We start from the raw sequence: 26,260 nt of genomic DNA, 5'->3' as shown, positions 1-26,260 counted from the left end.
TAGAATAACGGGAAGCAAAAAAGTCCGAACTATGTGGGTGCCGAACTGCGCCCCGCGCACCCCCCAGCCGGCCCGGTGGCCGAGGCGCTTGCTCTACGTTGGGGCGGGCGCAGGGGGGAGGCTCCGACTATGGCTGCCCGACTCCTGTTTCTTCTGCTTACTTGTTTATCGCTCACGGCGTTGGGGGCCGCGCCGTCCGCCGCCGTGCAGCTTCAGCGGCTGCGCTGCGAGCTGCTGACCAACCCCGAAGGCATCGATGCCACTGCCCCGCGCCTGAGCTGGGAGCTGCGCAGTGCCGCGCGCGGCCTCACCCAAACCGCCTACCAGGTGTTGGTGGCCTCTACCCCCGACAAGCTGGCCGCCGACGAAGGCGACCTCTGGAACTCGGGCAAGGTGGCCTCGGCCCAATCGGTGCACGTGGCCTACGCCGGGGCGCCGCTCCGCAGCCGCGCCCGCTGCTACTGGAAGGTGCGTACCTGGACCGACCAGGGCGAAACCGCCTGGAGCACGCCCGCCCGCTGGAGCATGGGCCTGCTCAACTACCTCGACTGGAAAGGCCGCTGGATTGGCCTGGACCGCGCCTTTCCCTGGGACGATGAATCGACCCACGCCCGGCTGTCGGCCCGCTATTTCCGCAAGGAGTTCAAGGCCGACAAGCCGGTGGCGCAGGCCACCGCGTCCATCATCGGGCTGGGGCTGTACGAGCTGTACCTCAACGGCCAGCGCGTGGGCGACCAGGTGCTGGCACCCGGTCCCACCGACTACACCCAGGGCGTGAAGTACAATACCTTCGACGTGACCGCGCTGCTGCGGCCCGGCGCCAACGCCCTCGGCACGGTGCTCGGCAATGGCCGCTTCTACGCCATGCGGCAGCACTACAAGCCGTACAAAATCAAGACCTTCGGCTACCCCAAGCTGCTGATGCAGCTGGACGTGACCTATGCCGACGGCAGCCACGAAGTCATCAAAACCGACGAAACCTGGCAGGCCACCGCCGACGGCCCCATCCGGGCCAACAACGAGTACGATGGCGAGGAATACGACGCCACCAAGGAAATGCCGGGCTGGGCCACCGCCGGCTTCGACGCCAAAAAGTGGCTCAAAGCTGAGCTGGTGCAGGAGCCCGGCGGCGCCTTCGAGGCCCAGATGAACGAGAACATGAAGGTGATGGAAACCCTTAAGCCGGTGGCCCTCAAGCCGCTGGCAGGCGGCAAGTTCATCCTCGACCTGGGCCAGAACATGGCCGGCTGGCTGCGGCTGCGCGCCACGGGGCCTAGGGGCCAGAAAATCACGCTGCGCTTTGCCGAGACGCTGCAAAAAACCGGCGAGCTCTACGTGGCCAACCTGCGCGATGCCCGCGTGACCGACGTGTACACGCTGCGCGGCGGCGCCCGCGAAACCTGGGAGCCGACGTTTGTGTACCACGGCTTCCGCTACGTCGAAATCAGCGGTTACCCCGGCACGCCCACGCTGGCCGATTTCGACGGCCGTGTGGTGTACGACGACCTGGCGACGACGGGCGAGTTTGTGACCTCAAATGCTACTATTAACCAGGTGTATAAGAATGCCTACTGGGGCATTCGGAGCAACTACAAGGGCATGCCCGTAGACTGCCCGCAGCGCAACGAGCGGCAGCCCTGGCTCGGCGACCGCACCACCGGCGCGTATGGCGAGAGCTTCGTGTTTGACAACTCGCGGCTGTACGCGAAGTGGCTCGACGACATTGCGCAGGCCCAAAAAGCCGACGGTAGCATCCCCGACGTGGCCCCCGCCTTCTGGCGCTACTACGGCGACAACGTGACCTGGCCCGGTACCTACCTCACCATCGCCGACATGCTGTATCAGCAGTACGGCGACGCTCAGCCCATCGCCAAGCACTACGACTCGATGCGCCGCTGGCTCGCCTACATGCGGGCCAACTACATGACCGCCGGCTACCTCGTGACCAAGGACAAGTACGGCGACTGGTGCGTGCCGCCCGAGTCGGAGAAGCTGATTCACTCGCAGGACCCCGCCCGCAATACCAGCGGCGAGGTCATCGCCACCAGCACCTACTACCACATGCTGATGCTGATGCAGCGCTTCGCCACCGTGCTCGGCAAGCCCGCCGATGCGCAGGAATACGCCGCCCTAGGGGCCAAAATCAAGGATGCCTTCAACCAGAAGTTCCTGAACGCCCAAAACCAGCAGTACGCCAACAACACCGTGACGGCCAATCTGCTACCCCTGGCCTACGGCCTGACGCCGGACGCCGAGCGGGGCAAGGTGTTCCAGAACATCGCCGATAAAATATTGGTCGAAAACAAGGGCCACATCAGCACCGGCGTCATTGGCACGCAGTGGCTCATGCGCGGCCTCACCGCCGAGGGCCGGCCCGACATTGCCTACAAACTGGCCACCAACCGCGACTACCCGAGCTGGGGCTACATGGCCGCCAACGGCGCTACCACCATCTGGGAGCTCTGGAACGGCAACACCGCCGACCCCGCCATGAACTCCCAAAACCACGTGATGCTGCTCGGGGATTTAATTATTTGGTACTATGAGGATTTGGCGGGCATCAAGTCGGCCGCGCCTGGTTTTCAGGAGCTGGAAATGAAACCCGCCATGATTGACGGGCTAACGTCGGTGCAGGCGTCTTATAATTCGGTGCGCGGGCTGGTGCGCAGTAGCTGGACGCGCGATGCGAAGCGTTTCACCTGGAACATCACGGTGCCGGGCAATACGAAGGCGCTGGTGTACGTGCCGGCCAGGGATGCGAAGGACGTGACGGAAGGCGGCAAAAAGGCTTCTGGCGCGGCTGGGGTAAAGTTTTTGCGGATGGAAGGCGGTAGAGCGGTCTTTGAGGTTGGGTCGGGGGAGTATGCGTTTGTGGCGAAGCAGTGATGGGTAAGTGTAACCAAAAGAGCGTCATGCTGAGCGCGGCGAAGCATCTCTACCACTCCGTTCAACGTGGCGCCTCACCCCCCGACCCCCTCTCCGAAAAGGAGAGGGGGAGCCTGACGACTGCCGGATTAGGGCTAAGACTAGAGGCTAGAGCTAGTTCCCCCTCTCCGAAAAGGAGAGGGGGCTAGGGGGTGAGGCGCCCCGTCCGGCGAGCTTCTTGCACTACCCCCACATTCTAATTATTCAGACTTCCGCTTAATGAATCAAACACGAGCTATAAATAAGCTGAAAATAAAGGCCCTGGCGCTAGCCTCCGCGCTGCTGCTAGCCCGCGCCCCATCCGCCCATGCCCAAACCCTCGCGCCCGCCAGCACGCAAATCCCCGCCACCGCCAAGTGGTCTGAGCGCATGGCGCTATCGGTGCTGAAGCGTAGCCCGTGGCTGCAAGACCCTGCCCTAGGTGATTCCTGGGGTTACACCCAGGGCCTGCTGATGCACTCGCTAGAAGCGTTGGAGCACCAGAACCACGACCCGCGCCTACGCACCGCCTTGCAGCAGTACGGCAACAAAATGGTGGATGCCCAGGGCGAAATTCACAACAAGGACTACAAGCCGCTGGACAACAGCCTCGACAACATCAACTCAGGCAAGCTCCTGTTTCAGTTCTACACCGATACCAAGCAGGAGAAGTATAAAATAGCGCTGCAAAAGCTGCACGCGGAGCTTCAGCAGCAGCCCAAAACCACCGACGGCGGCTACTGGCACAAAAAGAAATACCCCAGCCAGATGTGGCTCGATGGGGCCTACATGGCCAGCCCGTTTGTGGCCCAATACGCGGCGTTTTTCAAGGAGCCGGCCGGGTTTGACGAGGCGGCCAAGCAGCTGCTCTTGCTCGAAAAGCACCTGCGCGACCCCAAAACCGGCCTGCTCTACCACGGCTGGGATGAGAAGCACGTGCAAGCCTGGGCCAACCCCCAAACCGGCCAGTCGCCCAACTTCTGGGGCCGCGCCATCGGCTGGTACGGCATGGCTTTGGTGGATGTGCTCGACTACCTCCCCGCCCAGCACCCCGACCGCCCCAAACTGGTGCAGGTACTCGACCGGCTGGCCGTGGCCATCCAGAAATACCAGGACCCCGCCAGCGGCCTCTGGTACCAGGTGGTGGACAAGGGCGGCCAGCCCGGCAACTACCTGGAGGCGTCGGCCTCGTGCATGTTCGTGTACACGCTGGCCAAGGGCGTGAACAAGGGCTACCTCAACAAGAAGTACCGCCCGGTGGCCCAAAAAGGCTTCGACGGCATCACGACCAAGCTCATCGAAGTTAAGTCCGACGGCGAACTGAACCTGCTGCAAGTGTGCGAAGTAGCCGGCCTAGGTCCCGGCACCGAACGCAACGGCTCCTACGAATACTACGTTGGCGAGCGCATCAAAATCAACGACCTAAAAGGCGTCGGCCCATTCATCTTGGCCAGCCTTGCACTCAATAAATAGCGGCTTCGGCCGGCTACGAATAGCTATGAAAAAGACTCTTTTGCTACTGTCCCTCGGCCTGCTCGGGCACGCGGTTTCGGCCCAAACCCATCCATGGAAACAGGGCATCGTCACCGACGAATTCATCTTCGAAAAAGCGCCCTTCCCCGAGAGCCACGCCGCCACCATCGCCGAGACGCCGAAGGGCCTCGTGGCCGCTTGGTTTGGTGGCACCAAGGAGCGCAACCCCGATGTGGGCATCTGGGTGAGCCGCCAGGAAAACGGCCACTGGACTGCCCCCGTGGAGGTCGCCAACGGCATCCAAAACGAAACCCTGCGCTATCCCACCTGGAACCCCGTGCTCTACCAGGCGCCGGACGGCGAGTTGCAGCTGTATTATAAAATCGGCCCGAAACCCTCGGACTGGAAGGGCTGGCTGCGCACCTCTAAGGATAATGGCCTGACGTGGTCGGCGGCCCAGGCGCTGCCGGAAGGCTACATCGGGCCGGTGAAAAACAAGCCCGTATTACTCAAAAACGGCACCTTGCTCTCGCCCACCAGTACCGAAGGCAGCGGCGGCTGGCTAGTGCATTTCGAAGCTTCGCCCGATTTTGGCAAGACCTGGACCAAAACTGCGCCCGTGCCCAACGGCGCCACCCAGGGCGCCATTCAGCCCAGCATCCTCACCTACAAGGACGGTCGCCTGCAAGCCCTCTGCCGCAGCCGCGACCGCGCCATCCTCGAAACGTGGTCCACGGACCAGGGCAAAACCTGGTCGCCGCTGGCCAAAACCACCCTGCCTAACAACAACTCCGGCACCGACGCCGTGACCCTAAAAGACGGCCGGCAGCTGCTGGTCTACAACCACGTGCTGCCCCCCGGCACCCTCGCCAAAGGCCCCCGCACCCCCCTCAACGTGGCCGTGTCGAAGGATGGCAAAGAGTGGTACGCTGTAGCCATTCTGGAAGACTCACCCATCAGCCAATACTCGTACCCGTCGGTGATTCAGACCAAGGACGGGCTGGTGCATTTCGTGTACACCTGGCGCCGCCAGCGCATTAAGCACGCCGTGCTCGACCCCAAAAAGATGAAGCTGGTGAAGATTGAAAACGGCGTGTGGCCGGCCATGAAAGGCTACACCGCACCGGTAGGCACGGCGGAGATTACGAAGGATTAATCGCACTATAAGTCAGAACGTCAACCAAAAACGTCCGTCATGCTGAGCGGAGCGCAGCGTAGCCGAAGCATCTCTACCTCAATACTAAAATCTGTCGCTAGCAACGAAGCGGTAGAGATGCTTCGACTGCGCTCCGCTCCGCTCAGCATGACGGTTTCTTGACCGTTTTCCGCTAGCACAAATCACATTCCCACCCATGTCCAGAATCTTCCGCCTGCTCCTAGGTTCGCTTTTCCTCACCACCGCCAACGCCCAGGCGCAAAACTCCGACGACCAGTACCGCGAGCCGTTGCAGCAGGTGCTGGCAGAGATTCAGCAGCGCTACGGGGTGAAAATCCGGCCCGACGCGGCCATGGTGAAGGACAAGTACGTGACCTACGCCGAGTGGCGCTTCCGCCCCGACGTGGACGAAACCTTGCGTAGCGTGCTGGCCCCGTTCGACTACCAGGCAGCGAAAACCGGCGACAAAACTTATAAGCTCAAGACCTTTCAATACCACCTCAAAACGCCCGACGAAGGCGCGGCCCAGCTGGCGCAGCTCGCCAGCCAGTACCACGACGCAGCCACCTGGGAGAAGCGCAAAGCCGAACTGCGCAGTTGCATGTGGTCGGCGCTGAAACTGTCACCCATGCCCGTCAAACCGGCCAGCAAGCCCATTATTACCAACAAAAGGCAATACGACGGCTACACCGTGGAGAACGTGGCCATCGAAACGCTGCCCGGCTACTACATGACGGGCTCGCTCTACAAGCCTCTTAAATCCATGGGCAAAATCCCCGTAATCATCAGTCCCGACGGACACTTCGGCGACGGGCGCTACCGGGCCGATGCGCAGTTGCGTTGCGCCACGTTGGCCCGCATGGGCGCGATGGTGTACAGCTACGACCTCTTCGCCTGGGGCGAGTCGCTGCTGCAATTCAAGGGCGAAGACCACCGCCGCAGCCTCGCCATGACGGTGCAGGCTCTGAACGGCGAGCGGGCACTGGACTACCTGCTGTCGCTGAAAGACGCTGATAAAAACCGCGTGGCCATCACCGGCGGCTCGGGCGGCGGCAGCCAAACCATGCTGCTCACGGCCCTGGACGACCGCATTAAAGTGAGCGTGCCGGTGGTGATGCTCTCGACCTACCACAGTGGTGGTTGTCCTTGCGAAAGCGGCCAGCCCGTGCACCTCTGCGGCAACGGCACTAACAACGCCGAAATCGCCGCCATGGCCGCCCCACGCCCCCAACTCGCCATAACCGACGGCGGCGACTGGACCGCCCAGACGCCCGAAGTAGCCTACCCCTACCTCCAGAAAATCTACGGCTACTACGGCAAAGCCGACCTTGTGCAAAATGCCCATTTGCCCAAGGAAGGGCACGATTACGGCCCTTCGAAACGGCAGGCTATGTACGAGTTTCTAGCCAAAAACCTAGGGCTGAATTTGGCGGCCGCCGAGGATAAAGCGGGCAAGCTGGACGAGTCGAAAGTGACCATTGAGAAGGAGGAAGCGCAGCATGTTTTTGGGCCGAAAGGGGAGGGGCTGCCGGCGAATGCGCTGCACAGTTTTGAGGACTTGCAAGCGGTTTTCGCGAAGGCCACGGCACCCTGATGTATCGTGGACGCTGCGAGTCCGCGCAACGAGCGTAGCGAGCATCTGCGTCTGCGCCTGTTAATTCCAAACATAATTCAAGTGCAGCCGCCACTACTCGCTGCGCTCGTTACGCGGACTCGCAGCGTCCACGATACATTCCGCATGACTCGAATGTTACTCATCGCCCTCAGTCTGCTAGGTGCCGCGTCAGCCCACGCCGCCGACATCTGGGTAGCGCCTAACGGCTCCGACCGCAACCCTGGCACTGCTGCCCAGCCGCTAGCCACCCCAAATGCCGCACTGCGCCAAGCCCGCGACCTGCGCCGCTTGCACGATGTCTCGGTGGCCGATGGCGTGCACATTTGGTTGAAGGGCGGCGAGTACCGACTGACGGAGCCGTGGTTTTTTCGCCCCGAAGACGCGGGCACGGCCGCCAGTCCCACGGTGGTAGCTGCCGCGCCCGGCGAACACCCGGTCCTGAGTGGCGGCGTGTCGGTAACGGGGTGGCATAAAGCAGTTGGCAAGATTGCCGGTCTGCCGGCTGCCGCGCAGGGACAGGTATGGGTGGCCGCCGCGCCGCTGCTGGCTGGCCGCGCCCTCGATTTTCGCCAGCTGTGGGTGAATGGCCGCAAAGCCACTCGTGCCCGTACGCCCAACAACGACAACCTGCCCCGTTTGCTCGCCTGGGACACTGGTAAGCGCGAAACTACCGTGCCGGCTGCTGCCCTAGGTGGCATAAAGCAACCCGGCCAGATGGAAATGGTGCTGCACCAGATGTGGGCCGTGAATGTGCTGCGCGTGAAAACCCTGGCCATGCAGGGCGACAAAGCTCGCGTGACGTTGCAGGAGCCCGAAAGCCGAATCCAGTTCGAGCACCCCTGGCCGCGGCCCATTATCAACGGCAAAAACGGCAGTTCGGCTTTCTACCTGACCAATGCCATCGAACTGCTCGACCAGCCCGGCGAGTGGTTTTATGACGCGCCGCACGGGCAGGTGTATTACTGGCCCCGCTCCGGCGAAAACCTGGCTACTGCCCAAGTAGTAGTGCCCGCTTTGGAAACGGTGGTGCGTGTAGCCGGCACTCTCGACCAACCGGTGAGCTACGTGCAGTTTAAGGGCCTGACGTTTGCCTACACCACGTGGCTGCGGCCCTCGGAGCAAGGCCACGTGCCGCTTCAAGCCGGCCAGTACCTGCTCGATGGCTACTCGCTGGCCAAGCCCGGCACCCCCGACAAAGCCGGCCTTGAAAACCAGGCCTGGATAGGTAGGCCACCGGCTGGGGTAGAGGTACTGAACGCGCACCACACGCGCTTCGAGCGCTGCCAATTCCTGCATATGGGCGCCACGGGGCTGGACTGCCAGAGCGGAACCCACGACGACGCGGCGGTGGGCTGCACCTTCCGCGACGTGGCTGTGAACGGCTTGCAACTGGGCAAGTTTTCGGACGAAAGCGTGGAAACGCACCTGCCCTACAACCCGCAGGATGAGCGCGAAATATGCACCAACGAACTGGTGGAAAACAACCTCGTCACCGATTGCGGCAACGAGGACTGGGGCGCAGTGGGTATCGCCGCGGGCTTCGTGCGGGGCGTCACCATCCGGCACAACGAGGTGGCGCAGGTGCCCTACACCGGCATTAGTCTGGGCTGGGGCTGGACCAAAACCGCCAACGCCATGCGCGACAACCGCGTGCAGGCCAACTACATCCACCACTACGCGCAGCATACCTACGACGTGGCCGGCGTGTACACGCTTTCAGCTCAGCCAGGCACAGTCATTACCGAAAACCGCGTCGATGAAATTGGGCGCGCACCCTACGTACACGACCCCGACCACTGGTTTTACCTCTACCTGGACGAGGGCTCGTCCAACATCACGGTGCAGGACAACTGGTGCCCGGCCGAGAAATTCCTGGCCAATGCCAACGGGCCGGGCAATGTGTGGCAGAACAACGGCCCGATGGTGAGCGAGGCCATTAAGCAGGCGGCGGGGCTGGAAGCGGGGTATCAGGATTTGAAGAAAGCTGCAGCTCAGAAATGAATAAGAAAAGCCTGTCATGCAGCGCGCAGCGAAGCATCTCGCGTGGCTCAGTAATCAATACCGATTGCAACAACCCGGGCCGAGCGAGATGCTTCGCTGCGCGCTGCATGACGCATTACTAAAGAACACATCAACCCACCTGATGATAAAGCCCTACCTGAGACGAATTGCGGCTGTGCTGCTTCTATTCCTCCTAGCCACCTCCGCCCAAGCTCAAATCGCCGCCCAAAAAGCCACCTGGATTTGGTACCCCGGCGACTACGAAATTTGGCTGGGCAACCAGATGCAGAACCGACGCACCGAGCGCGGTACGTTCTTTCCGGTGTTTTGGCGGATGGACAGTCATTACGTACTTATAGACTTCCACAAGGATTTCGACCTCGCGCAGCCCGAGGAAGTGGAACTGCGTGCCGAGGGCCAGTACAATGTGAAGCTCGATGGTAAGCCGTTGACCGGCGCGCCCACCCGCCTGACGGTGCCAGCCGGCAAGCACCGGATTAATCTCAAGGTGTACAATCAGGCCACGCCGCCGGCCGTGTTCGTACGCGGTAAAACCATTGCTTCCGACGCCTCATGGCTGGTGACCTACGAGGATAAGGAATGGATTGACGCCTCAGGCAAAACCTCCGACCAGTCGGGTACGACCTGGCTACAGGCGGGCGCCTGGAATTTTGATGCGCCCGAGGCACGGCCTTCGGCTTTTAAGCTACCGACGGAGGTGCGCCGAGCAGCCCGCGTGGAGCGCACGCCGCAGGGCATGGTGGTCGATTTTGGCCGCGAAACCTTTGGCTACATCAAACTGCATGGCGTGAAAGGCAAGGGCCAGGTAGCAGTGTATTTCGGCGAGTCAAAGGAAGAAGCTTTGGCTACCGAAACCTGCGAAACGCTGGAATACCTGGCCGTGGACCAGCCGCAGAAAGGCGACCGGGTGACGAGCTTGTCGAAGGCATTTCGCTACGTGAACATCCGGCCGGAAGCGGGCGTGAGCCTCGATTCGGTCTCGCTGCTGTACGAGTATGCGCCGGTGGCGGAGCGGGGTAAATTCCGCAGCTCCGATGCGCAGCTGAACAAAATCTGGGACGTGGCGGCCTACACCATGCACCTTAATACGCGGGAGTTTTTCATCGACGGCATCAAGCGCGACCGGTGGGTGTGGTCGGGCGATGCCTACCAGAGCTACCTGATGAACTACTACCTCTACTTCGACACGCCGACCGTGAACCGCACGCAGTTTGCCCTGCGCGGCAAAGACCCGGTGACCAGCCACATCAACACCATCATGGACTACAGTTTCTACTGGTTCATCAGCGTGTACGACGCCTACCAGTACACGGGCGACAAGGCCCAGGTGCAGCAGCTCTACCCCCGCATGCAGAGCCTGATGGACTACTGCCTCGGCCGCCGCAACAAAGACGGCCTAATGGAAGGCCTGGCCGGCGATTGGGTGTTCATCGACTGGGCCGACGGCCTGAGCAAGAAGGGCGAAGTCAGCTTCGAGCAGCTGCTGCTCTGCCGCAGCCTTGAAAGCATGGCCTTGTGCGCCAAGTTAGTCGATGACCAGGCCGGTGCGCAGAAATACCAGCAGCTGGCCACTGACCTCAAGGCCAAAATCTTCGCCACCTACTGGAATGCCGGCAAGGGTGCCCTAGTGCACAGCCGCATCAACGGCCAGCCTACCGATAACGTGACGCGCTACGCCAACATGTTCGCCATTTTCTTCGACTACCTCAGCCCCGAGCAGGAGCAGCAGGTGAAGAAGTCGGTGCTGCTGAACCCGCAGGTGCCCAAAATTACGACGCCTTACATGCGCTTTTATGAGCTGGAAGCGCTGTGTGCGATGGGCGAGCAGCCGTATGTGCTCAAGGAAATGAAGTCGTATTGGGGCGGGATGCTGGACCTGGGGGCCACTTCCTTTTGGGAGGAATACGACCCCACCAAGAAAGGCACCGAGCACCTGGCCATGTACGGCCGGCCCTTCGGCAAGAGCCTATGCCACGCCTGGGGCGCCAGCCCGATTTACCTGCTCGGCAAGTACTACCTCGGCGTGAAACCCCTCACGCCGGGCTACGCGACCTACGAAATCGTGCCCAACCTCGGCGGCCTGCAATGGATGGAAGGTGCTGTGCCCACGCCGCAGGGCGACATCACGGTGGCCGCCAGCCCCAAGCAGTTGAAGGTGAAAGGGGCTATGGGTACCGGCACGTTGCGCTTCAAAAGCAAGTCAAAGCCTTCTTGCAAAGGCGGCAAAATCGTCTCTAAGAGCAACGGGCAGTATGAGTTGACGCTGGAAAAAGGGCGGGAGTATGTGGTGACTTACCAGGCGCTGTAATGGAACGACCTCTGCGTACCTCTGCGAAACCCACTGCGTACCTCTGCGGCAACCGGCGTCTGCTCAGCTTGCTGCTGTGGTTCCTGTTGCCACTGACTGCCACTGCGCAAGCCGGTGAGAAAATGGCGGTAGTAGAAATAATCGGCCGCGGGCAAGCGCCTGTCGCGACCAAAAATCTGCTGAATCTGTGCCGCAAATACCAGGTGCCCACCACAAGCGTGTACCGTTGGCAAAACCACCTGGTTGCCTACGGAAAAGCCGCCAGCATGCAGGCATTGCAAAAGAATCTGGCCGCCGTTTACGCGGGCAATGAGGTGAAATTCTACGCCGCTCCCTTCTACAAATTCGACCGTCATTACTGCTCAGATAAAACCACGGCTAAGCAGTGGGACAACATTGTCCTCACGGCCAATCTGGTGAAGGACCCCGCCAAGCAGCAGCAGTACCTGAACCACCATGCTACCCAGTTTCAGAAGTGGCCCGAAGTGGCGCAGGGCTTCTGCAACGCCAGCTTTCAGCAACTGCTGGTGTTTCGGCAGGGGCGGCAGCTGATGCTGGTTATAAGCATCCCGAAGGGGGCCAATCTGGATGAGCTAAATCCTAAAACCTCGTTCAATAACCCGCGCGTGGACGACTGGAACGCGCTGATGAAGCAGTACCAGGAAGGCTTGCCGAATACCAAACCCGGCGAGACGTGGGTGTTCCTGAATCTGGTGGCAACAAAGCAGCCGGTGCTGCTCAAGAAATGAAAAAGGCGGTCATGCAGAGCGCAGCGAAGCATCTCGCGTGGGATATCAAACGGTCAATAATTCAAAACTCATAATTACCCGAAATGCTAACCCTCGGAATCTTGGGCCTCGGCGAAGGCCGCAGCACCATGTCGGCTGCCCTGAACAGCCCAAAATGGAAACTCAAAACCATCTGTGACCGCAACGAAGACCTGTGCCGTCACCGCGCTGAAGAATTCAACTTCCCGCACTACACCACACAGTACCAGGACTTGCTCGATGACCCGGAAATTGACGCCGTGGCCATTTACACCCCCGACCACCTGCACGCCGAGCACGTGGCCCAAGCGCTGCGCGCCGGAAAGCACGTGGTGTGCACCAAGCCCTTCATCGACGACCTAAGCAAAGCTAATGAGCTGCTGGAACTGAGCCGAACCTCGGGTAAAAAGCTGTTCGTAGGCCAAAGCTCCCGCTTTTTCGAGCCCATGAAGCGGCAGCGGGCCGACTACGAGGCCGGCCTCATCGGCGAGCTCATTACCATCGAAGCCTACTACCACGCCGACCACCGCTGGTTCTTGGAGAAAGGCTGGTCGCTGGAAAATGCCTTCAAGTGGCTCTACGGCGGCCTCAGCCACCCGGTGGATTTTATCCGCTGGTACCTGCCCAACATTGAGGAGGTGATGGGCTACGGCATGCTCAGCAGCAACGGCGCCAAGGGAGGCCTCAAGCACCAGGATACCATGCATCTCATCTTTAAAAGCACCGATGGCCGCGTGGCCCGCGTGAGCGGCTGCTACACCGGCCCCGTGCAACCCGTGACGCGCGACTCGGAGATGAGCTGCATCCTGCGCGGCACCGAAGGCGCCAGCCAGGGCGACTACATGGACCTGCGCTACGCCATCACCGACAAGACCGGCGAAGAAAGAATGATTACCTGGGAGCACAAGCTCAAGCACTACTTCCGCTTCGAGGGCAAGAGCCACCACGCCGGCGAGTACCAGAACTACCTGGAGTATTTCGCCGATTCCATCGAGCAGGATTTTACCGCTTATCCGGATTTGAAAGAGGGCATCGGCACCATAGCGCTGCTGCAAGCCATGGACCGCTCACTGAGCACCGGCCAGCCGGTGAAGGTGCGCGATTTGCTGGCTGAGCACGGAGTTGAGCTTTAAGTCAAAGCCCTCACAGCGCCGTCATGCCGAGCGCAGCCGAGGCATCTCGCTTGGGGTAGTAACCAAATCGTGCAAAGAAGCAAGCGAGATGCCTCGGCTGCGCTCGGCATGACGACCTCTCAAAACTTACTTCTTTTTCAAATCCCACCCCCGATATTACTCCCCCATGGGCAACAACCTACTCGGCCACATCACCGCCTGGGACTACGCCATTGTCGCGGCCTACGTCGTGATTCTGGCCGGCATTGGCTACCGGGCCAGCACCGCTAAGAAGACGGAAGAATCCTTGTTTCTGGCCAATAAGTCGCTGGGCTGGGCCAGTATTGGGTTCAACATGTGGGGCACCAACGTGGGGCCGTCGATGCTGCTGGCTTTTGCTAGCATTGGATACAGCACGGGCATTGTGGCGGTGAATTTTGAATGGTACGCCTTTGTGTTTTTGTTTTTGTTGGCAGTGGTGTTTGCCCCGCGCTACCTGGCGGCCAATGTGAGCACCATGCCCGGATTTATGGGCCGGCAGTACGGCGACTCCACGCAGAATATCCTGGCCTGGTACGCACTGATTAAAATCCTGATTTCGTGGCTGTCGCTGGGCTTGTTTTCGGGCGGGCTGCTGGTGCGGCAGATTCTGGGCATCCCCATGTGGCAGTCGGTGGTAGTGCTGGTGCTGTTTGCGGGCGCGTTCACGTTTGCGGGCGGGCTCAAGGCCATTGCCCGGGTCAACGTGTTTCAGATGCTGCTGCTCATTGGCGTGTCGCTCACGCTCACCGTCATCGGCATCACGAAGGTGGGCGGGCTGACGGAGCTCTACCACCGCGTGCCCGGCCACTATTGGAACCTGCTGCACCCGGCCGCCGACCCCAAGTACCCGTGGTACGCCATTCTGCTGGGCTATCCGGTATCGGCGGTGGCGTTTTTCTGCACCGACCAGGCCATGGTACAGTCGGTGCTGGGAGCCAAAAGCCTGGAGCAGGGGCAGTTGGGCGTCAACTTCATCGGCTGGCTCAAAATTCTGTCGCTGCCGCTGTTCATCCTCACTGGCGTGCTGTGCTACATCCTGTTCCCCGACCTGAAAGACCCCAAAGAAGCCTACATGACGATGGTGACGAGCCTGTTTCCGGCCGGTATGAAGGGCCTGGTTATCGTGGTGCTCATTGCCGTGCTGGTGGGCACCATCAGCTCCTCGCTCAACGCCCTGAGCACCGTGTTTGCGATGGACGTGTACGCCCGCAACATCAACCCGCAGGCCACCGACGCCGACGTGGTGCGCGTGGGCCGGCGCACGGTGCTGGTGGGCTGCGCATTCGCGGTGCTCATGGCCCTGGCCATCGACTCGGTGAAAGGTCTCAACCTGTTCGACGTGTTTCAGGCGGTGCTGGGCTTTATTGCGCCGCCGCTGGCAGTGGTATTTTTGCTGTCGGTATTTTGGGCGCGCACCACGCAGCGCGCCGTCAATGGCATCTTGTCGTGGGGCTCGGCGTTCAGCCTGGGCGTGGGCGTACTCTACCTATGGGTATTACCGCCCGACACGCACCCCTTCTGGCCGCACTACCTCATGCTGTCGTTCTACATCTTTGCCGCGCTATTCGCTGCCGCTGTGCTCATTTCCCTCACTGACCCGGCCGGCCAAGCCCGCCGCCAGGCCGTGGACTACGGCGTGCTGGCCCGGCCTACGCGGCGTGTGCAGTTCCTCTGGGCCGCGCTGGCGGTGGTGATGGTGGGGCTGTATGTGGTGTTTAACGGGCATTAGCAGTAGCGTGGACTCTGCGAGTCCGCGTCCCTGAGATGTTCATTCCGGCGCGGACTCGCAGAGTCCACGCTACATCACAACTACATCCTTGCGCCGCGCCTCGGGCAGCACTTTCAGCACCTGCACTTTTCCATCTTTCACTACCGCCTCCACAGTTGTCTGATAGGGCGCGTGCAGTTTGAAATGCACATCCCAGGTCTTAGGCCAGGCAGGGAGCAGAATAATCTTACGGCCGTCGGTTTGCAGCAGCATTTCCTGCAGGCCTATCATGCCCGAGCCGCCCCAGTTGTGGTCGGGTGCCCAGTCGTAGCCCGGCCCCCAGAAGGCCGGGAAGCGGCGGCCCGAGTCTTGCAATTTCTTCACCGTCAGCTCGGCGGCTTCGTCGGTCAGGCCGAGGCGGGCGGCGAAGATATTGTGCTGCTTCCAGCCCACGTGGCTACGAAATTTCTGTACGTCGGCGTCATACAAGTAGGTGTTGCGGGCGGTGTCAAGGCCGGGTTTTCCCACGCCGTAGAGGGCCCACGGAAACACTGGGTAGAGTTGGGGGCTTTCGGTGTTGTTGATGCGCTCCCAGCTTTTAGCTGGCGCGATGGTGGGGCGGCCCTGGCTCTCGCGGAAGCTGATGGCCGGGATGCGGCCCAGCATGGTGGTCCACTTTTGGCGCTGCGCGGGCGTGCCGTAGCGTGGCGGCAGCGCCAGCAGGCGCATGAGCACCGTGCGCAGGCCGGCGATGGTCGAGGTCGAGTTATAAGCCATCTTGTACGTCTCGGCCCCGGAGCCAGGGTAGAGCACCAGGTGGCCCGCGCCGTCGAGGGCCTTGGCCCCGCGCTGCCGGGCCAGGTACTGGTAGTGCTCGTCGAAGAACGTGAGGCAGCTTTCTACGAAGGGCAGGTAGGCAGCCACATCGCGCCCGGCGTAGCGCTCGGTTTCCAGCATCATCAGGCAAAACTCCAGCACGGTGTCCCACTCGTATTCCAGCCAGGCGTTGTATTCCAGGCCCTTATCGAAGGCGGTGGGGCGCTTCCAGTTGTATTCGGCCGGATTGGGCAGGCCGAAGTTCTCGAGCTGCTCGGTGAAACAGGCGCCGGGGTGGCGCCAGTAGGTTTGGCTGCGCAGCTCGGCGTTGCGTAGCAGGCGCAGGTAGAAATCAAACTGCGGTTTCAGCAACTCAAAGTCGCCGTTTTTCAGCATAGGCCAGTACACGAGGCGCTGGTTTTGGGCGGTGTGGGTGCCGCCGCCCCAGTTGCGGAAGTCGGGCGTGAACTTGAGCGTGGAATCCGTCAGCACCGGGTCGTAGGTAAAGAGGCCGCCGTTGAACTTGGTGGGCCACTGGCCGAAGGCGTTGCAGCCCAGCATGTAGCGCAGAAGCTGGTAATTGCGCCCAGCCTGCCACTCGGGCGCGTTGGCGGCCGCCTTATCGGGCTGGATGTGGACGAAGCTGCGCTGCCAGTAGTTGCGCCACCAGGCCAGGGTGCGCTGGCGGGCGGCTTTCGGGTTCTGTTGAGCGGCGGTCAGGGACTGTTGTAGCTGCTGTTGCCACTGTTGCGCGCTCGCAGCTGAGGTTGTGTGCAACACGACGTTGAGAGCGTGTGCGCGGGCGGGGGCACGGCTTTTCAGCTTCCAGCCCGTGTAGGGCGTGTTGAGGTACTGGCCGCTGGTAGTGCCGGCTGGTTGCATATTCCGGCCTTGCAACGCGCCGCCGAAAATCAACCCAGCCAGTGGATTGTAAAGCTGTGCTTTTATTCCATCCAAACCCTGTTGCATTGCCACCACATCGAACACCGTCTGCGAATGGTTTTGGTGGAAAAATTCTACGCCCTGGCCACGGAATGCGATACTGTCGCGGCGGGTAACGACCTCACCTTGAGGCGCCCATTTGTAGGAATTCTGGTTGTTTTCCTTGCCCTTGGGGCGGCGGTCGGCAAAGCGCCAGCTTTCGTAAGTGGCCTCGGCGGTCAGCTTCTCGTTGCTGCTTATTTCGACGTGGATAATTGGCTTGAAAACTTCTGCCCAGATATGAACCTGAGCCGTGGCCTTGCCCACGGTGCCAGTCAGCGTTACGTCGCCCGTTTGCAGTGTCAGCCCTTGTTTGAAGATGCCTTTCTCAAACGGATTGGGCGAGAGGTGCAGGCGCACGCGCCCTAGCTTCAGCAGCGAGTTGTTCTCATCGAACGTGCCGCTGCGGGCGATATAGAATAGCACGTCGCCGTTTTCGGCCCACACGTTCAGGCCGATATCGCCGCCGCCGCAGGGCATGGATTCGCCCGCGTTTTTGCTGGGACTGGTCCAGGTGACGTTGTTGGTGGCGAGTTCGGGGCTTTGGGCATGAGATAGGAGAGGGAACAGGAAAAGCAGAATCGCCCAGCCGTGGCGCCTCACCCCCCGGCCCCCTCTCCGATGGATAGGGGGTGAGTTCAACGAAGCTTGCGTCAGGCTTCCCCTCTCCATCGGAGAGGGGGCCGGGGGGTGAGGCGAACGGCAGAAGGCTTTTCTCATTGCGCCCAATCATCCGTCCGGAACGACGACACCGGCAGCCCTTCGTTGCTGAACAGCGTGGCCTGCGTAAAGTCCTGAAAAGCGTAACGCACCGCCACCGGCGCCTTCACCGCCTCGGCCGACACAGTAATGCTGCTACCGCTGATGCTGGCTTTGGCCGGGTACCATTTCTGGTCGGCACCGGCTATTTCGAAGCCAGTCAGCTCCTGCCCAAACGTTGTCATGCCCATCGGCGAGTTTTTGAAGCGCACGGTGGCCGTATTGTCTTTCACCGTCAACGATTCGTAAGTTGGGCTGAGGGCGCCGAAGCCTTTCAGACCGTAGGTTTGGGCCAAGGCCAGCAGGGCCAGGCGGGTGCCGCCGGGCTCCTTGCGCATGGGGTGGATGCTGGCTTCCTCGCCCACGTCGAGCAGCACGGCCATGCCGGTGTTGGGCACCTGGTCGGGCAGCTTGCGCTGGGTATCGCGGATGAAGGCCGAGTTGTACTTGCCGCCCTTGTTCTTGGAGGTGCGGGTGTAGTCGAAGGGCGCAATCTGGGCGAAGTAGAACGGGAAGTCGCCCATGCCCCATTTCGTGCGCCACTGCTTCACCATGGCGGCGAACAGTTGCGCGTACTCGTCGGGCCGGTCGTAGTTCGACTCGCCCTGGTACCAGATGGCGCCCTTGATGCCGTAGCCCTCAATGGGGTGCAGCATGCCGTTGTAGAGCGTGGTGGCCGTGCGGCTCACCAGCTTGATGGTATCGCTCTTGGCCGGAATCTTCACGCCGGCAAACTGCCGCAGGTTCTCGGCGTCCATCCACGCTTCAATGAAGGAGCCGCTGTAGCTGCAGTGCAACAGGCCCACCGGCACGCGCAGCTGCTCCTGCAACAACCGGCCGAAGTAGTAGGCCGTGGCGCTGAAGTTGCTCACGGCTTCAGGCTCGGCCAAGCGCCAGGGCGAGGGCTTGCTGTTTTCCTGCACCTCCGTGACGGACGAGCGGGGCACGGTGTACAGCCGCAGCTGCTCGTTCTTCGAGTGTAGAACGGCCTCGTTCGAGCCCAGAACCGGCTGGCCCTTGAAGCCCTTCATCGGCATCTCCATGTTCGACTGCCCACCGCAGAGCCACACCTCGCCCACTAGCACGTTCTTGAGCTGCACAGCCGGGCCGTCGCCGCTGATGCTCAGTGTGTAGGGGGTATAGCTCGCAGTCGGCGTCTTCACTTTCAGCCGCCACTTGCCGGCCGCGTCGGCCTGGGTAGTGTATTTCTGCTTGCTCCACGAGGGGCTGACGGTGATGGTGTTGCCGGCTTTGGCCCAGCCCCACACCGCGCATTCGGCCTGCTGTTGCAGCACCATGTTGTCGGTGAAGAGGGAGGACAGGCGGAGTTGGGCGTGGGTAAGGAAGGGGAAGAAGAGAAGAATTGCCCAGCCGTGGCGCCTCACCCCCCGGCCCCCTCTCCGAAAAGGAGAGGGGGAGCCGGATGACTTTTTTACAATACTAGTTTTTACTTTCATGTAATCAATTGCTTGCTAATAATAATCGTAAGACACCCCCTCTCCTTTTCGGAGAGGGGGCCGGGGGGTGAGGCGCCACGGCTGGCGAGAAACCGTAGCATTGGGCCCTACCGGCTCACCGGAATCCACACCTCCATGTCGGCGTGGCCGCGGTTTCCCCAGGCGTAGTAGGGGATGAGCGTGACCGGGACCGTGGCGGGCTTTTCGGCGGGCAGCTTGCGGTAGAGCTGCGAGCCCCACTGCGCCGCTGCGGGCATGAGCGTGGCCTGGCCGGTGAGGAATACGACGTCGCTGTTTTCCACCTGCTGGTGCTGCGGTGTGAAGCTGGCCGCCGCGGGCAGCGTGAGGCCCGAGAGCTTCTGGTTGGTCGGCAGGTCCTTGGCTTCGAGGCAGTACACGATGGGCCCGCGCTTCACGGCTACCTGGTTGCGGGTTTCCTCAACCAGGGGGTTGGCTTCCACGAGCTGGGCGGGCATGGGCAGGCTCAGTTCCACCCGGTCGCCGGCTTTCCACGGGCGGTTAATTTCGGCGTAGCTGCCGGGCGTGAGGGTGGCCGCCACGGGTTTGCCGTTCACGAGCAGCGTGGCGCCTTCGCACCAGCCCGGCACCCGCAAAAACACCGAAAATGCCTTCTTGGGCGCCTGGTCCAGCGTGAGCTTCACGGCGCCGTCCCAGGGGTAATTCGTTTCCTGGCGCAGCTTCAGCGGGGCGCCATCTTTGAGTTTGGTGTTCAGGGTGCTGCCGCCGTAGAGGTTCACCCACAGGCCATTGTCGGAAGTGCTATACACGTAGTTGTTCACCTCCGCGATGGTGCGCACCACGTTGGGGGGGCAGCAGTTGGAGAGGCTGATGTAGTCGACCCGGTCCTTGGACCAGCGCTGGTGGAAAGGCAGCGCGTCGGAATACGCCAGCGGGTTGGTGTAGAGGAACTTCGTGCCGTCGAGGCTGATGCCGGAAAGCACGCTGTTGTAGAGGGCGGTTTCCAGCACATCGGCGTACTTGGCGTCGCCGCTTACCTGCAGCATGCGCCAGTTCCAGAGCACGTTGCCGATGTTGGCGCAGGTTTCGCCGTGGGCGGTGTAGTTGGGCAGCTGGTAGTCGCGCCCGTAAGCTTGGTGGATTTTCTGCACCGTGTCGGGCTTGTAGGCCGTGCCGTCGGGCGACACGCCGTCGTAAAGCGCCCCGCAGGCGCCCGTCACGTACATTTTGTGCTGGGTCACGTCGTCCCACATCTTGTTCAAGGTGGTGAGCAGGGTCGCGTCGCCAGTTTCGGCGTACACGTCGGCCGCGCCGGCAAAGAGGTAGTTGGCCCGCACGGCGTGGCCGCCCGCCTTCTGCATCTGGCGGAACGGAATGCGGTCCTGGTTGTCGTCGGTGCCGATGTCGGCGGCCAGCCCTCGGATGTCAATCAGGCTCTTGGCCAGCTCCAGGTAGCGCGGGTCGCGGGTGGTGCGGTACATCTCCACCACGCCCATGTAGTGCGCCGGGCAGATGGCGTTGCGCGCCAGCTCGGGCGAAGCCGTTTTGTAGAAATTATACAGGTAGTCGGTGGCTTTCTTGGCCGCGTTGAGCAGCGTGGTTTTGCCCGTGGCGCGGTAGTGCACGCAGCCGGCCGTCATCAGGTGGCCCAGGTTATAGGTCTCGAAATTCAGCCGGTTTTTGAAGGCGGCCTTTTGGCTCGGATTGTTCAACTCCGCAATGGTGCTCTGGGTGCTGATGTAGCCATCGGACCGCTGCACCTTCACAATTAGGGCAATGGCCTCGTCGAGCTGCTGGTCCAGCTTGGGGTCGTGCGTCACGGCGTAAGAGGCCGACAGCGCTTCCAGCAGCTTGAAGAAGTCGCCGTCGTGGAAGGGCGGCCCCTTGTGCTCGCCTTTCTCCAGGCCGGCCGCAATCTCGAAGTTTTTGTAAGCATGGTTGCGGTCGGAGTGGTAGAGCGCCCACATTGTCGGAATCATCGACTTCTGGCACACGTCGAACCGCTCGGCCCAGAAGCCCTTGGTCCACTGCACGCTGCCCATGTCCACGCTACTGAGCTTGGCGTGGGTGCTGGTAGATGTATTGACGAGGGCCTTTTGCTGCGCTTGCGCGGGCACAGCTGCCAAGGCCAGCCCGAGCCCGAGAATACCCAGGCGAATTACAGAATTTGACACGTTCATAATAGATTAGTGGGGTTGCGAGTCAGTAAGGTGGCTGGTGCTGAGGCGCACGGGCCCCATCATGCCGGCCGGCAGCAGCGGCTTGTTAGCAGCCGGCGAAGCGGCCGTGGTTTGGGTGAGTCGTTTTTCGGGCGGGATGCTCTGGTCGCCGATGAGGCGGTTGGCCCAGGTGTTGGTGACGAGGATGCGAAGCTCGTTGTCGCCTTTCCGGATGGCGTCGGTGATGTCGAGGCGGTAGGGGGCCGTCCAGGCAATGCCGCAGGGCTTGCCGTTTAGCTGCACTTCGGCGATGTTGGCGAGCTGGCCCAATTCCAACCACACGCGCTGCTGCGTCCCTTTCGCCGGTTTCCACTTGAAAGTTTGGCTGTACTCGGCGGTGCCGGAATAATGGCTGATGGCCGCATTCGGGTGCTTGCTCCAATCGGTGAGTTGAGCGAAGGCCACCGGCTGCGCCGGACCGCCCATTGTGGGGTCGAAGCGCACTTGCCAAGCCCCGTTCAGGGTCTGCACCGGCCGCGTTTCCGTCCAGTTCACACCCGCGTGGGTGCCAGTCTGCGTGCTCGGCTCGCGGAATACCACGAAAATGGAGCCGTTGCGGTCCAGATTAAGCGGCAGCAGCGTGCGGCCGTTTTCAGTTTTCCAAGCGGAAGCCGGGCGAGTTTCACCGGTTACGGCATCCCACAATTCCGGCTTGCGGCCCGCTACGCGCAAACTGAGGTCGATGGTACGGGCCGAGTCGAGTTGGTTGGAGATGAAATAGATGTCGAATTGAGAATCGGTGCGGTGCGTCCAGGCGATGCCACGGGCGCGCTGGCCGCCGGCTGTGCTGGCAGTTACGTCACGCTCCAAGCCAATTGGCAAAAATGAGTCGGCTTTGTAAGGCCCGTGCAACACTCGAATTGTCGCACCATTATCAGTGTAAGTAGCCTGTTTGTAATGCCCTGGCAATACCGGGATGGAAGCAGTTGAGGCAGCTTGTGTTGCGGAGGATTCCACAGATTCAGAAATGCTTGACAGTTCTTCCCCAATGCGTTGTACCTCTTTATCGGCGTTTGGGAAGCCTCGCAGTTCCGGCGAATGATTGGGCTGTCGGTTAAGCAACATCGTGGCGCCTGCCTGCACCAGTTCCTTTAGCTTCTTCGCCACCTCCGGCGACATAGCGCTGCTATCCGGACTCATTTTCAGCGCACCAGGCACCACCAGCAGGCCGTAGCTGGCGCCGCCCGGCAGAACGATGCGGCCGTTTTCTACCTTCGCCAGCCGCAGCAGCGCGTCCTTGTTGAAGGAATCGTATTGGTAGCCGTGCAGCGGGTCCACCAGCATGTCGGCCGTTTCCATGTTTGCCGAGGCAGATACTTTTTCGGGTTGCTCGCGCATGGGCAGGCCCGCGTTGGCAAGGCGCTTTTGCTCGGCGGCCACAGCTTGCGGGCCGAGAATGCCGGGCAGGTCATTCACCAAGCGGTTGGGCAGGATGGCCCGGCGCGGCGTTTCCTCGCCCGTAAACACGGCCACGTCTACCACCGGGCGGCCGAGCTGCAGCAGCGCCTGGCAGCGGCGGGCATAGTCGACCCAGGCGCGGCCGGGTTTCCACCAGGTTTGGTCGCGCTGGAAAAACAGGCCGATGCTGCTCAGCGTCATGCCCGGCTTGCGGTCGAGCCAGGGGTTGTGCACGAACACGTGGTACACCAGGCGGTTGACACCCAGCGCGTAGTTACGGTCTTGCAAGGCTTTGAGCATGCCGGGATGTTCGTCCCAGGCCAGTTTCAGCTCCGTGAAAGCCTCGGCCTGCACAATTTTTTTGCCGTAGATGTGCGCGCCCGACACGGCGTCGAGCATGTCGTTGGGCTTGTCGTGGGTGGGGCTGCGCAGCCAGAATTCACCCATCGGCGCGTCGGCGTGCTGGTAGTGCAGCAGGCCGTCGCTCACCATGGTGGGCGCGATGGCCTCGGCGGAAAATGTGCAGCCTTTGGCGTGCGCCAATTCCTTTAGCGTTACATAAAACTTATCGTTCACCAGCTCTGCAATGGTCTGGCGCACATCGAACAGCACCCGCTCCGACTGGTCGGCGCTGCCCAGCGGCACGCCGGCCATCACGGGCAGCCAGGGCAGCAGGTCGTAGCCGCGCCGCTGCTTGAACTCCGATGGAAAGTTGGCCGACCAGTTCTGCGAGCCGCACTCCCAGCTGTCGACGTGGAAGACCTTGAGCACCCGCGCCGCCAACTCCGGCCCGCCCTGCCGCACGGCCTCGCCAAACCACTTGTCGAACTGCAGGCTCACGGCGGCGGGGTTGAACTTGTCGCACTCCAGCCCGCGCCCGCCGCCGCCGGTGGTGTTGATTTGGCCGGTGCTGGTGTGGCCCATGCGCAGGATGGTCCAGCGGCCGGGCGGCGCGGTCCAGGTCAGGCGGCCGTTGGCGTCGAACTTGTCGGTCAGGTTGAAAACCTTGCCAAGGGGCACGCATTGCGCGTCGGGCAGTTGGGCGGGTGTGGTGCGCTGGCTCACGCGCCACACGTCGCCGTTCTTGCCTTCGAACTGATGAATGCGCGCCTCACCCGACAGCTGTATTTCCGACACTTTCAGACTCTGCTTCCACTTGGCTGCGTCGAGGTCTTCGGCGCCCGGCTCCGAGCCGACGGGGTCGTACAGGAACCGAAAAAACCGGGCCGTGGTGGCGGGCAGCGCGTGCGTCACGGCGCTGCTGTCCTGCCAGCCGCTGCGGGGCGGCTGTAGCCGCGTCAGTTCGCGAAAGGTGCGGCCGTCGTCGCTTACTTCCACCCGCAGGCGGTTGGCCTGGTAGTTATAGCCGTTGGAGCGGATGCGGATAGAGCGGCAGGTAAAGGGCTGGTCGAATGCGTATTGAATCCAGCCGGTTTCGCTGGTTTTGAAGCCTTTCTTATTGCCAGCCGTGGCCAGTGGCTCCAGGTTTTCGCCGGTCAGGCTGCTGGTTATGGTAGGCTTAATCGTGGCTGTTGAAACACCGCTACCGATTGGAGTGGGAAAGGCGTACACCGCCACGTCGCGGTAGTAGCCCTGCACCCGGGGCGGCTGGGGCAGCGTCAGGCTCAGCTTTTTGCCGCCGGTCACTTGCGTTTGGGCCGATACCACGTGCTGCATCGACAGCTCCGGCGTTATCCATGGCCCGCCGGCCAGCGCAAAACCGTCGCTCACGTGCATGGCCAGTTTCAGGCCCAGTCGGTCGGCTTCCTGCATGGAGTGCTTCACCATAGCCCACCATTGCGGCGAGAGCTGCCGGGCGGGCGGCGAAATGGCCGGCGGGTTTTCCACATCCTTTATCGGCATCAGATAGGCCCCGCCGATGCCGGCTTCCTTCATGGCTTCCAGGTCGGCAGTGATGCCGGCTGGGGTCACGGCCCCATTCATCCAGTACCAAAACACCCAGGGCCGGGCCGCTTCGGGCGGGTTTTTGAAGACGGCTTCTAAATCGGGCGCTTGCTGGGCGCACACCGAGGCCGGCAGGGCGCACGCCAGGAGTAGCCCAAACGCAAAACCCCACCCCCGGCCCCTCCCCTCCGGGGGAGGGGAGCCTGATGCTAAGACAGTAGTGCTAATTTTTTTATTGATAATCATCTGTATGAGCCTTTAACGTCAGGCTCCCCTCCCCCGGAGGGGAGGGGCCGGGGGTGGGGTTAACGATGCCGGGGGTGGGGTCATACCAGCCGCCCCTTCACCCGGTAGCCGTACATTCCAAAGAGCAGAATCACCAGGTAGCAAACCATCGGGATGAGGTAGCCAATCTGGATGTTGTCGCCGCGCATATCGATGAGCGTGCCCATGAGGGGAGGCATGATGGCGCCGCCCACGATGGACATCACCAGCCACGATGAACCGGGCTTGGTGTCGTCGCCGAGGCCGGCGATGCCCAGGGCGAAAATGGTGGGGAACATAATGCTCATAAAAAAGCCCAGTCCGCCCAAGGCGTAGATGACATAAGCCCCGTCGCCGAACACGGCCACCGCGCACAGCGCCATGGCGACAACAGCATAAATCGACAGCAGCTTCTGCGAGGCGATGTACTTCAGCAGGGCCGTGCCAATGAAGCGCCCCACCATAAACAGCAGCCCGTACACGGCCAGGTAGTAGCCGGCCGTTTTCTCATCAACCCCGGCGCCCTGTTTGGCCATCCGAATGAAGAAGCTCGTGACGCACACCTGTGCCCCCACGTAGAAAAACTGCGCCACCACAGCCCAGGCGAGGTGCCGGTGTTTCAGCACCGCGAAGAAGCCGCCGCCTTTCGACGGCTCGGCTTCGGCGGCCCGAACTTCGGGCAGCTTGCTGAAAAAGAACAGCACCGCCACGGCCACCAGCACACTGGCCAGCACGATGTAGGGCAGTTTCACGGCCGCGGCTTCGTGGTTGAGGTAGGTGATGCGGACGGCATCGGGCATGGCGGCCAGTTGAGACTTGGTGTATTCCTTGCCCGACAAAATCAGGTTGGCCCCGATGATGGGCGCCACGAAAACCGCCAGCCCGTTGAACGACGCCGCTAGGTTCAGCCGGCTCGTCGCCGACTCGGGCGGGCCGAGCACGGCAGCATAAGGGTTGGCGGCGGTTTCCAGCGTCGTTAGCCCACAGCCAATGATAAACAGCGCGGCCAGGAACAGGCCATAGGAGCGGGCATCGGCGGCGGGTACGAACAGAAACGCCCCGCCCGCAAAAGCCAGCAGCCCCAGAATAATGGTGACCTTGTAACCCAGCCGCTTGAGTAGTATTCCCGCCGGAATAGCCATCAGGAAGTACGCCAGGAACACGGCCGTATCGACCAGGGTAGACTGCCGGTTGTTGAGCTGACAGGCTTTCTGGAGGTGCGGAATAAGAATAGAATCGAGGCTGTGCGCCATGCCCCACAGAAAAAACACGCCCACCACCAAGATAAAAGGCAGCAAATAGGCGCGGGCACTGACGGGGCCGCCGGTGGCAATGGGTGGTGGGGGGGAAGCGGGAGCAAGGGCCATTGGGTGGG

14 protein-coding genes are annotated in these 26,260 nt (G+C 61.7%); 9 read left to right on the top strand and 5 right to left on the bottom strand.

Annotation, left to right across the window (positions count from 1 at the left end):
- Positions 1-129: 129 nt before the first annotated feature.
- The 9 genes from JAO73_RS15505 (at position 130) to JAO73_RS15465 (ending at position 15,128) form a co-directional block, all read left to right on the top strand.
- Positions 130-2,886, top strand: coding sequence for an alpha-L-rhamnosidase (locus JAO73_RS15505; protein ID WP_198978052.1), 2,757 nt, complete (start codon positions 130-132; stop codon positions 2,884-2,886).
- Positions 2,887-3,144: 258 nt separating this feature from the next.
- On the top strand, positions 3,145-4,377 hold the full coding sequence (locus tag JAO73_RS15500) for a glycoside hydrolase family 88/105 protein (RefSeq protein WP_198978051.1): 1,233 nt from the start codon (positions 3,145-3,147) through the stop codon (positions 4,375-4,377).
- Between the two features lie 25 nt (positions 4,378-4,402).
- Positions 4,403-5,533 carry a sialidase family protein gene (locus JAO73_RS15495; protein ID WP_198978050.1) on the top strand — a complete coding sequence of 377 codons (1,131 nt, stop codon included), beginning with the start codon at positions 4,403-4,405 and terminating at the stop codon, positions 5,531-5,533.
- A gap of 196 nt (positions 5,534-5,729) precedes the next feature.
- Entirely contained in the window at positions 5,730-7,127 is a 1,398-nt protein-coding gene (locus JAO73_RS15490; protein WP_198978049.1) for an alpha/beta hydrolase family protein, read from the top strand.
- Positions 7,128-7,271: 144 nt separating this feature from the next.
- Positions 7,272-9,149, top strand: coding sequence for a right-handed parallel beta-helix repeat-containing protein (locus tag JAO73_RS15485; RefSeq protein ID WP_233169230.1), 1,878 nt, complete (start codon positions 7,272-7,274; stop codon positions 9,147-9,149).
- A gap of 175 nt (positions 9,150-9,324) precedes the next feature.
- Entirely contained in the window at positions 9,325-11,478 is a 2,154-nt protein-coding gene (locus JAO73_RS15480; RefSeq protein WP_317191229.1) for an alpha-L-rhamnosidase-related protein, read from the top strand.
- Entirely contained in the window at positions 11,478-12,227 is a 750-nt protein-coding gene (locus JAO73_RS15475) for an L-rhamnose mutarotase (RefSeq protein ID WP_198978047.1), read from the top strand. Before JAO73_RS15480 ends, JAO73_RS15475 begins: the two co-directional genes overlap by 1 nt.
- Before the next feature lie 83 nt (positions 12,228-12,310).
- Positions 12,311-13,378, top strand: coding sequence for a Gfo/Idh/MocA family protein (locus tag JAO73_RS15470; protein ID WP_198978046.1), 1,068 nt, complete (start codon positions 12,311-12,313; stop codon positions 13,376-13,378).
- 166 nt (positions 13,379-13,544) lie between these two features.
- The gene (locus JAO73_RS15465; RefSeq protein ID WP_198978045.1) at positions 13,545-15,128 is read left to right on the top strand and encodes a sodium:solute symporter family transporter; all 1,584 of its coding nucleotides are present in this window, start codon (positions 13,545-13,547) and stop codon (positions 15,126-15,128) included.
- Between the two features lie 69 nt (positions 15,129-15,197).
- Here JAO73_RS15465 and JAO73_RS15460 read toward each other — a convergent pair whose 3' ends face one another.
- The 5 genes from JAO73_RS15460 to fucP form a co-directional block, all read right to left on the bottom strand.
- Positions 15,198-17,576: a DUF5703 domain-containing protein gene (locus tag JAO73_RS15460; RefSeq protein ID WP_410504998.1), complete on the bottom strand. Its 2,379-nt coding sequence runs from the start codon at positions 17,574-17,576 to the stop codon at positions 15,198-15,200.
- A gap of 44 nt (positions 17,577-17,620) precedes the next feature.
- Positions 17,621-18,961, bottom strand: coding sequence for a sialate O-acetylesterase (locus JAO73_RS15455; RefSeq protein WP_233169228.1), 1,341 nt, complete (start codon positions 18,959-18,961; stop codon positions 17,621-17,623).
- Positions 18,962-19,227: 266 nt separating this feature from the next.
- Entirely contained in the window at positions 19,228-21,273 is a 2,046-nt protein-coding gene (locus JAO73_RS15450; protein WP_410504997.1) for an aceric acid hydrolase, read from the bottom strand.
- A 12-nt stretch (positions 21,274-21,285) separates the two neighbouring features.
- A complete protein-coding gene (locus tag JAO73_RS15445; RefSeq protein WP_198978041.1) occupies positions 21,286-24,744 on the bottom strand; it encodes a glycosyl hydrolase in 3,459 nt (1,152 codons plus the stop codon).
- 203 nt (positions 24,745-24,947) lie between these two features.
- The gene (gene fucP, locus JAO73_RS15440; RefSeq protein WP_198978040.1) at positions 24,948-26,252 is read right to left on the bottom strand and encodes an L-fucose:H+ symporter permease; all 1,305 of its coding nucleotides are present in this window, start codon (positions 26,250-26,252) and stop codon (positions 24,948-24,950) included.
- Positions 26,253-26,260: the final 8 nt, after the last annotated feature.

The organism is Hymenobacter miniatus, assembly GCF_016427455.1.
Lineage (GTDB): Bacteria > Bacteroidota > Bacteroidia > Cytophagales > Hymenobacteraceae > Hymenobacter > Hymenobacter armeniacus.
This window is presented reverse-complemented; position numbering and strand designations above follow the sequence as displayed.

Excerpts from the sequence above, each read along its gene's own strand:
- JAO73_RS15505 (WP_198978052.1), top strand. The coding sequence starts at position 130 with ATGGCTGCCCGACTCCTGTTTCTTCTGCTTACTTGTTTATCGCTCACG.
- JAO73_RS15500 (WP_198978051.1), top strand. The coding sequence starts at position 3,145 with ATGAATCAAACACGAGCTATAAATAAGCTGAAAATAAAGGCCCTGGCG.
- JAO73_RS15495 (WP_198978050.1), top strand. The coding sequence starts at position 4,403 with ATGAAAAAGACTCTTTTGCTACTGTCCCTCGGCCTGCTCGGGCACGCG.
- JAO73_RS15490 (WP_198978049.1), top strand. The coding sequence starts at position 5,730 with ATGTCCAGAATCTTCCGCCTGCTCCTAGGTTCGCTTTTCCTCACCACC.
- JAO73_RS15485 (WP_233169230.1), top strand. The coding sequence starts at position 7,272 with ATGACTCGAATGTTACTCATCGCCCTCAGTCTGCTAGGTGCCGCGTCA.
- JAO73_RS15475 (WP_198978047.1), top strand. The coding sequence starts at position 11,478 with ATGGAACGACCTCTGCGTACCTCTGCGAAACCCACTGCGTACCTCTGC.
- JAO73_RS15470 (WP_198978046.1), top strand. The coding sequence starts at position 12,311 with ATGCTAACCCTCGGAATCTTGGGCCTCGGCGAAGGCCGCAGCACCATG.
- JAO73_RS15465 (WP_198978045.1), top strand. The coding sequence starts at position 13,545 with ATGGGCAACAACCTACTCGGCCACATCACCGCCTGGGACTACGCCATT.
- JAO73_RS15460 (WP_410504998.1), bottom strand. The coding sequence starts at position 17,576 with ATGGAGAGGGGAAGCCTGACGCAAGCTTCGTTGAACTCACCCCCTATC.
- JAO73_RS15455 (WP_233169228.1), bottom strand. The coding sequence starts at position 18,961 with ATGGTGCTGCAACAGCAGGCCGAATGCGCGGTGTGGGGCTGGGCCAAA.
- fucP (WP_198978040.1), bottom strand. The coding sequence starts at position 26,252 with ATGGCCCTTGCTCCCGCTTCCCCCCCACCACCCATTGCCACCGGCGGC.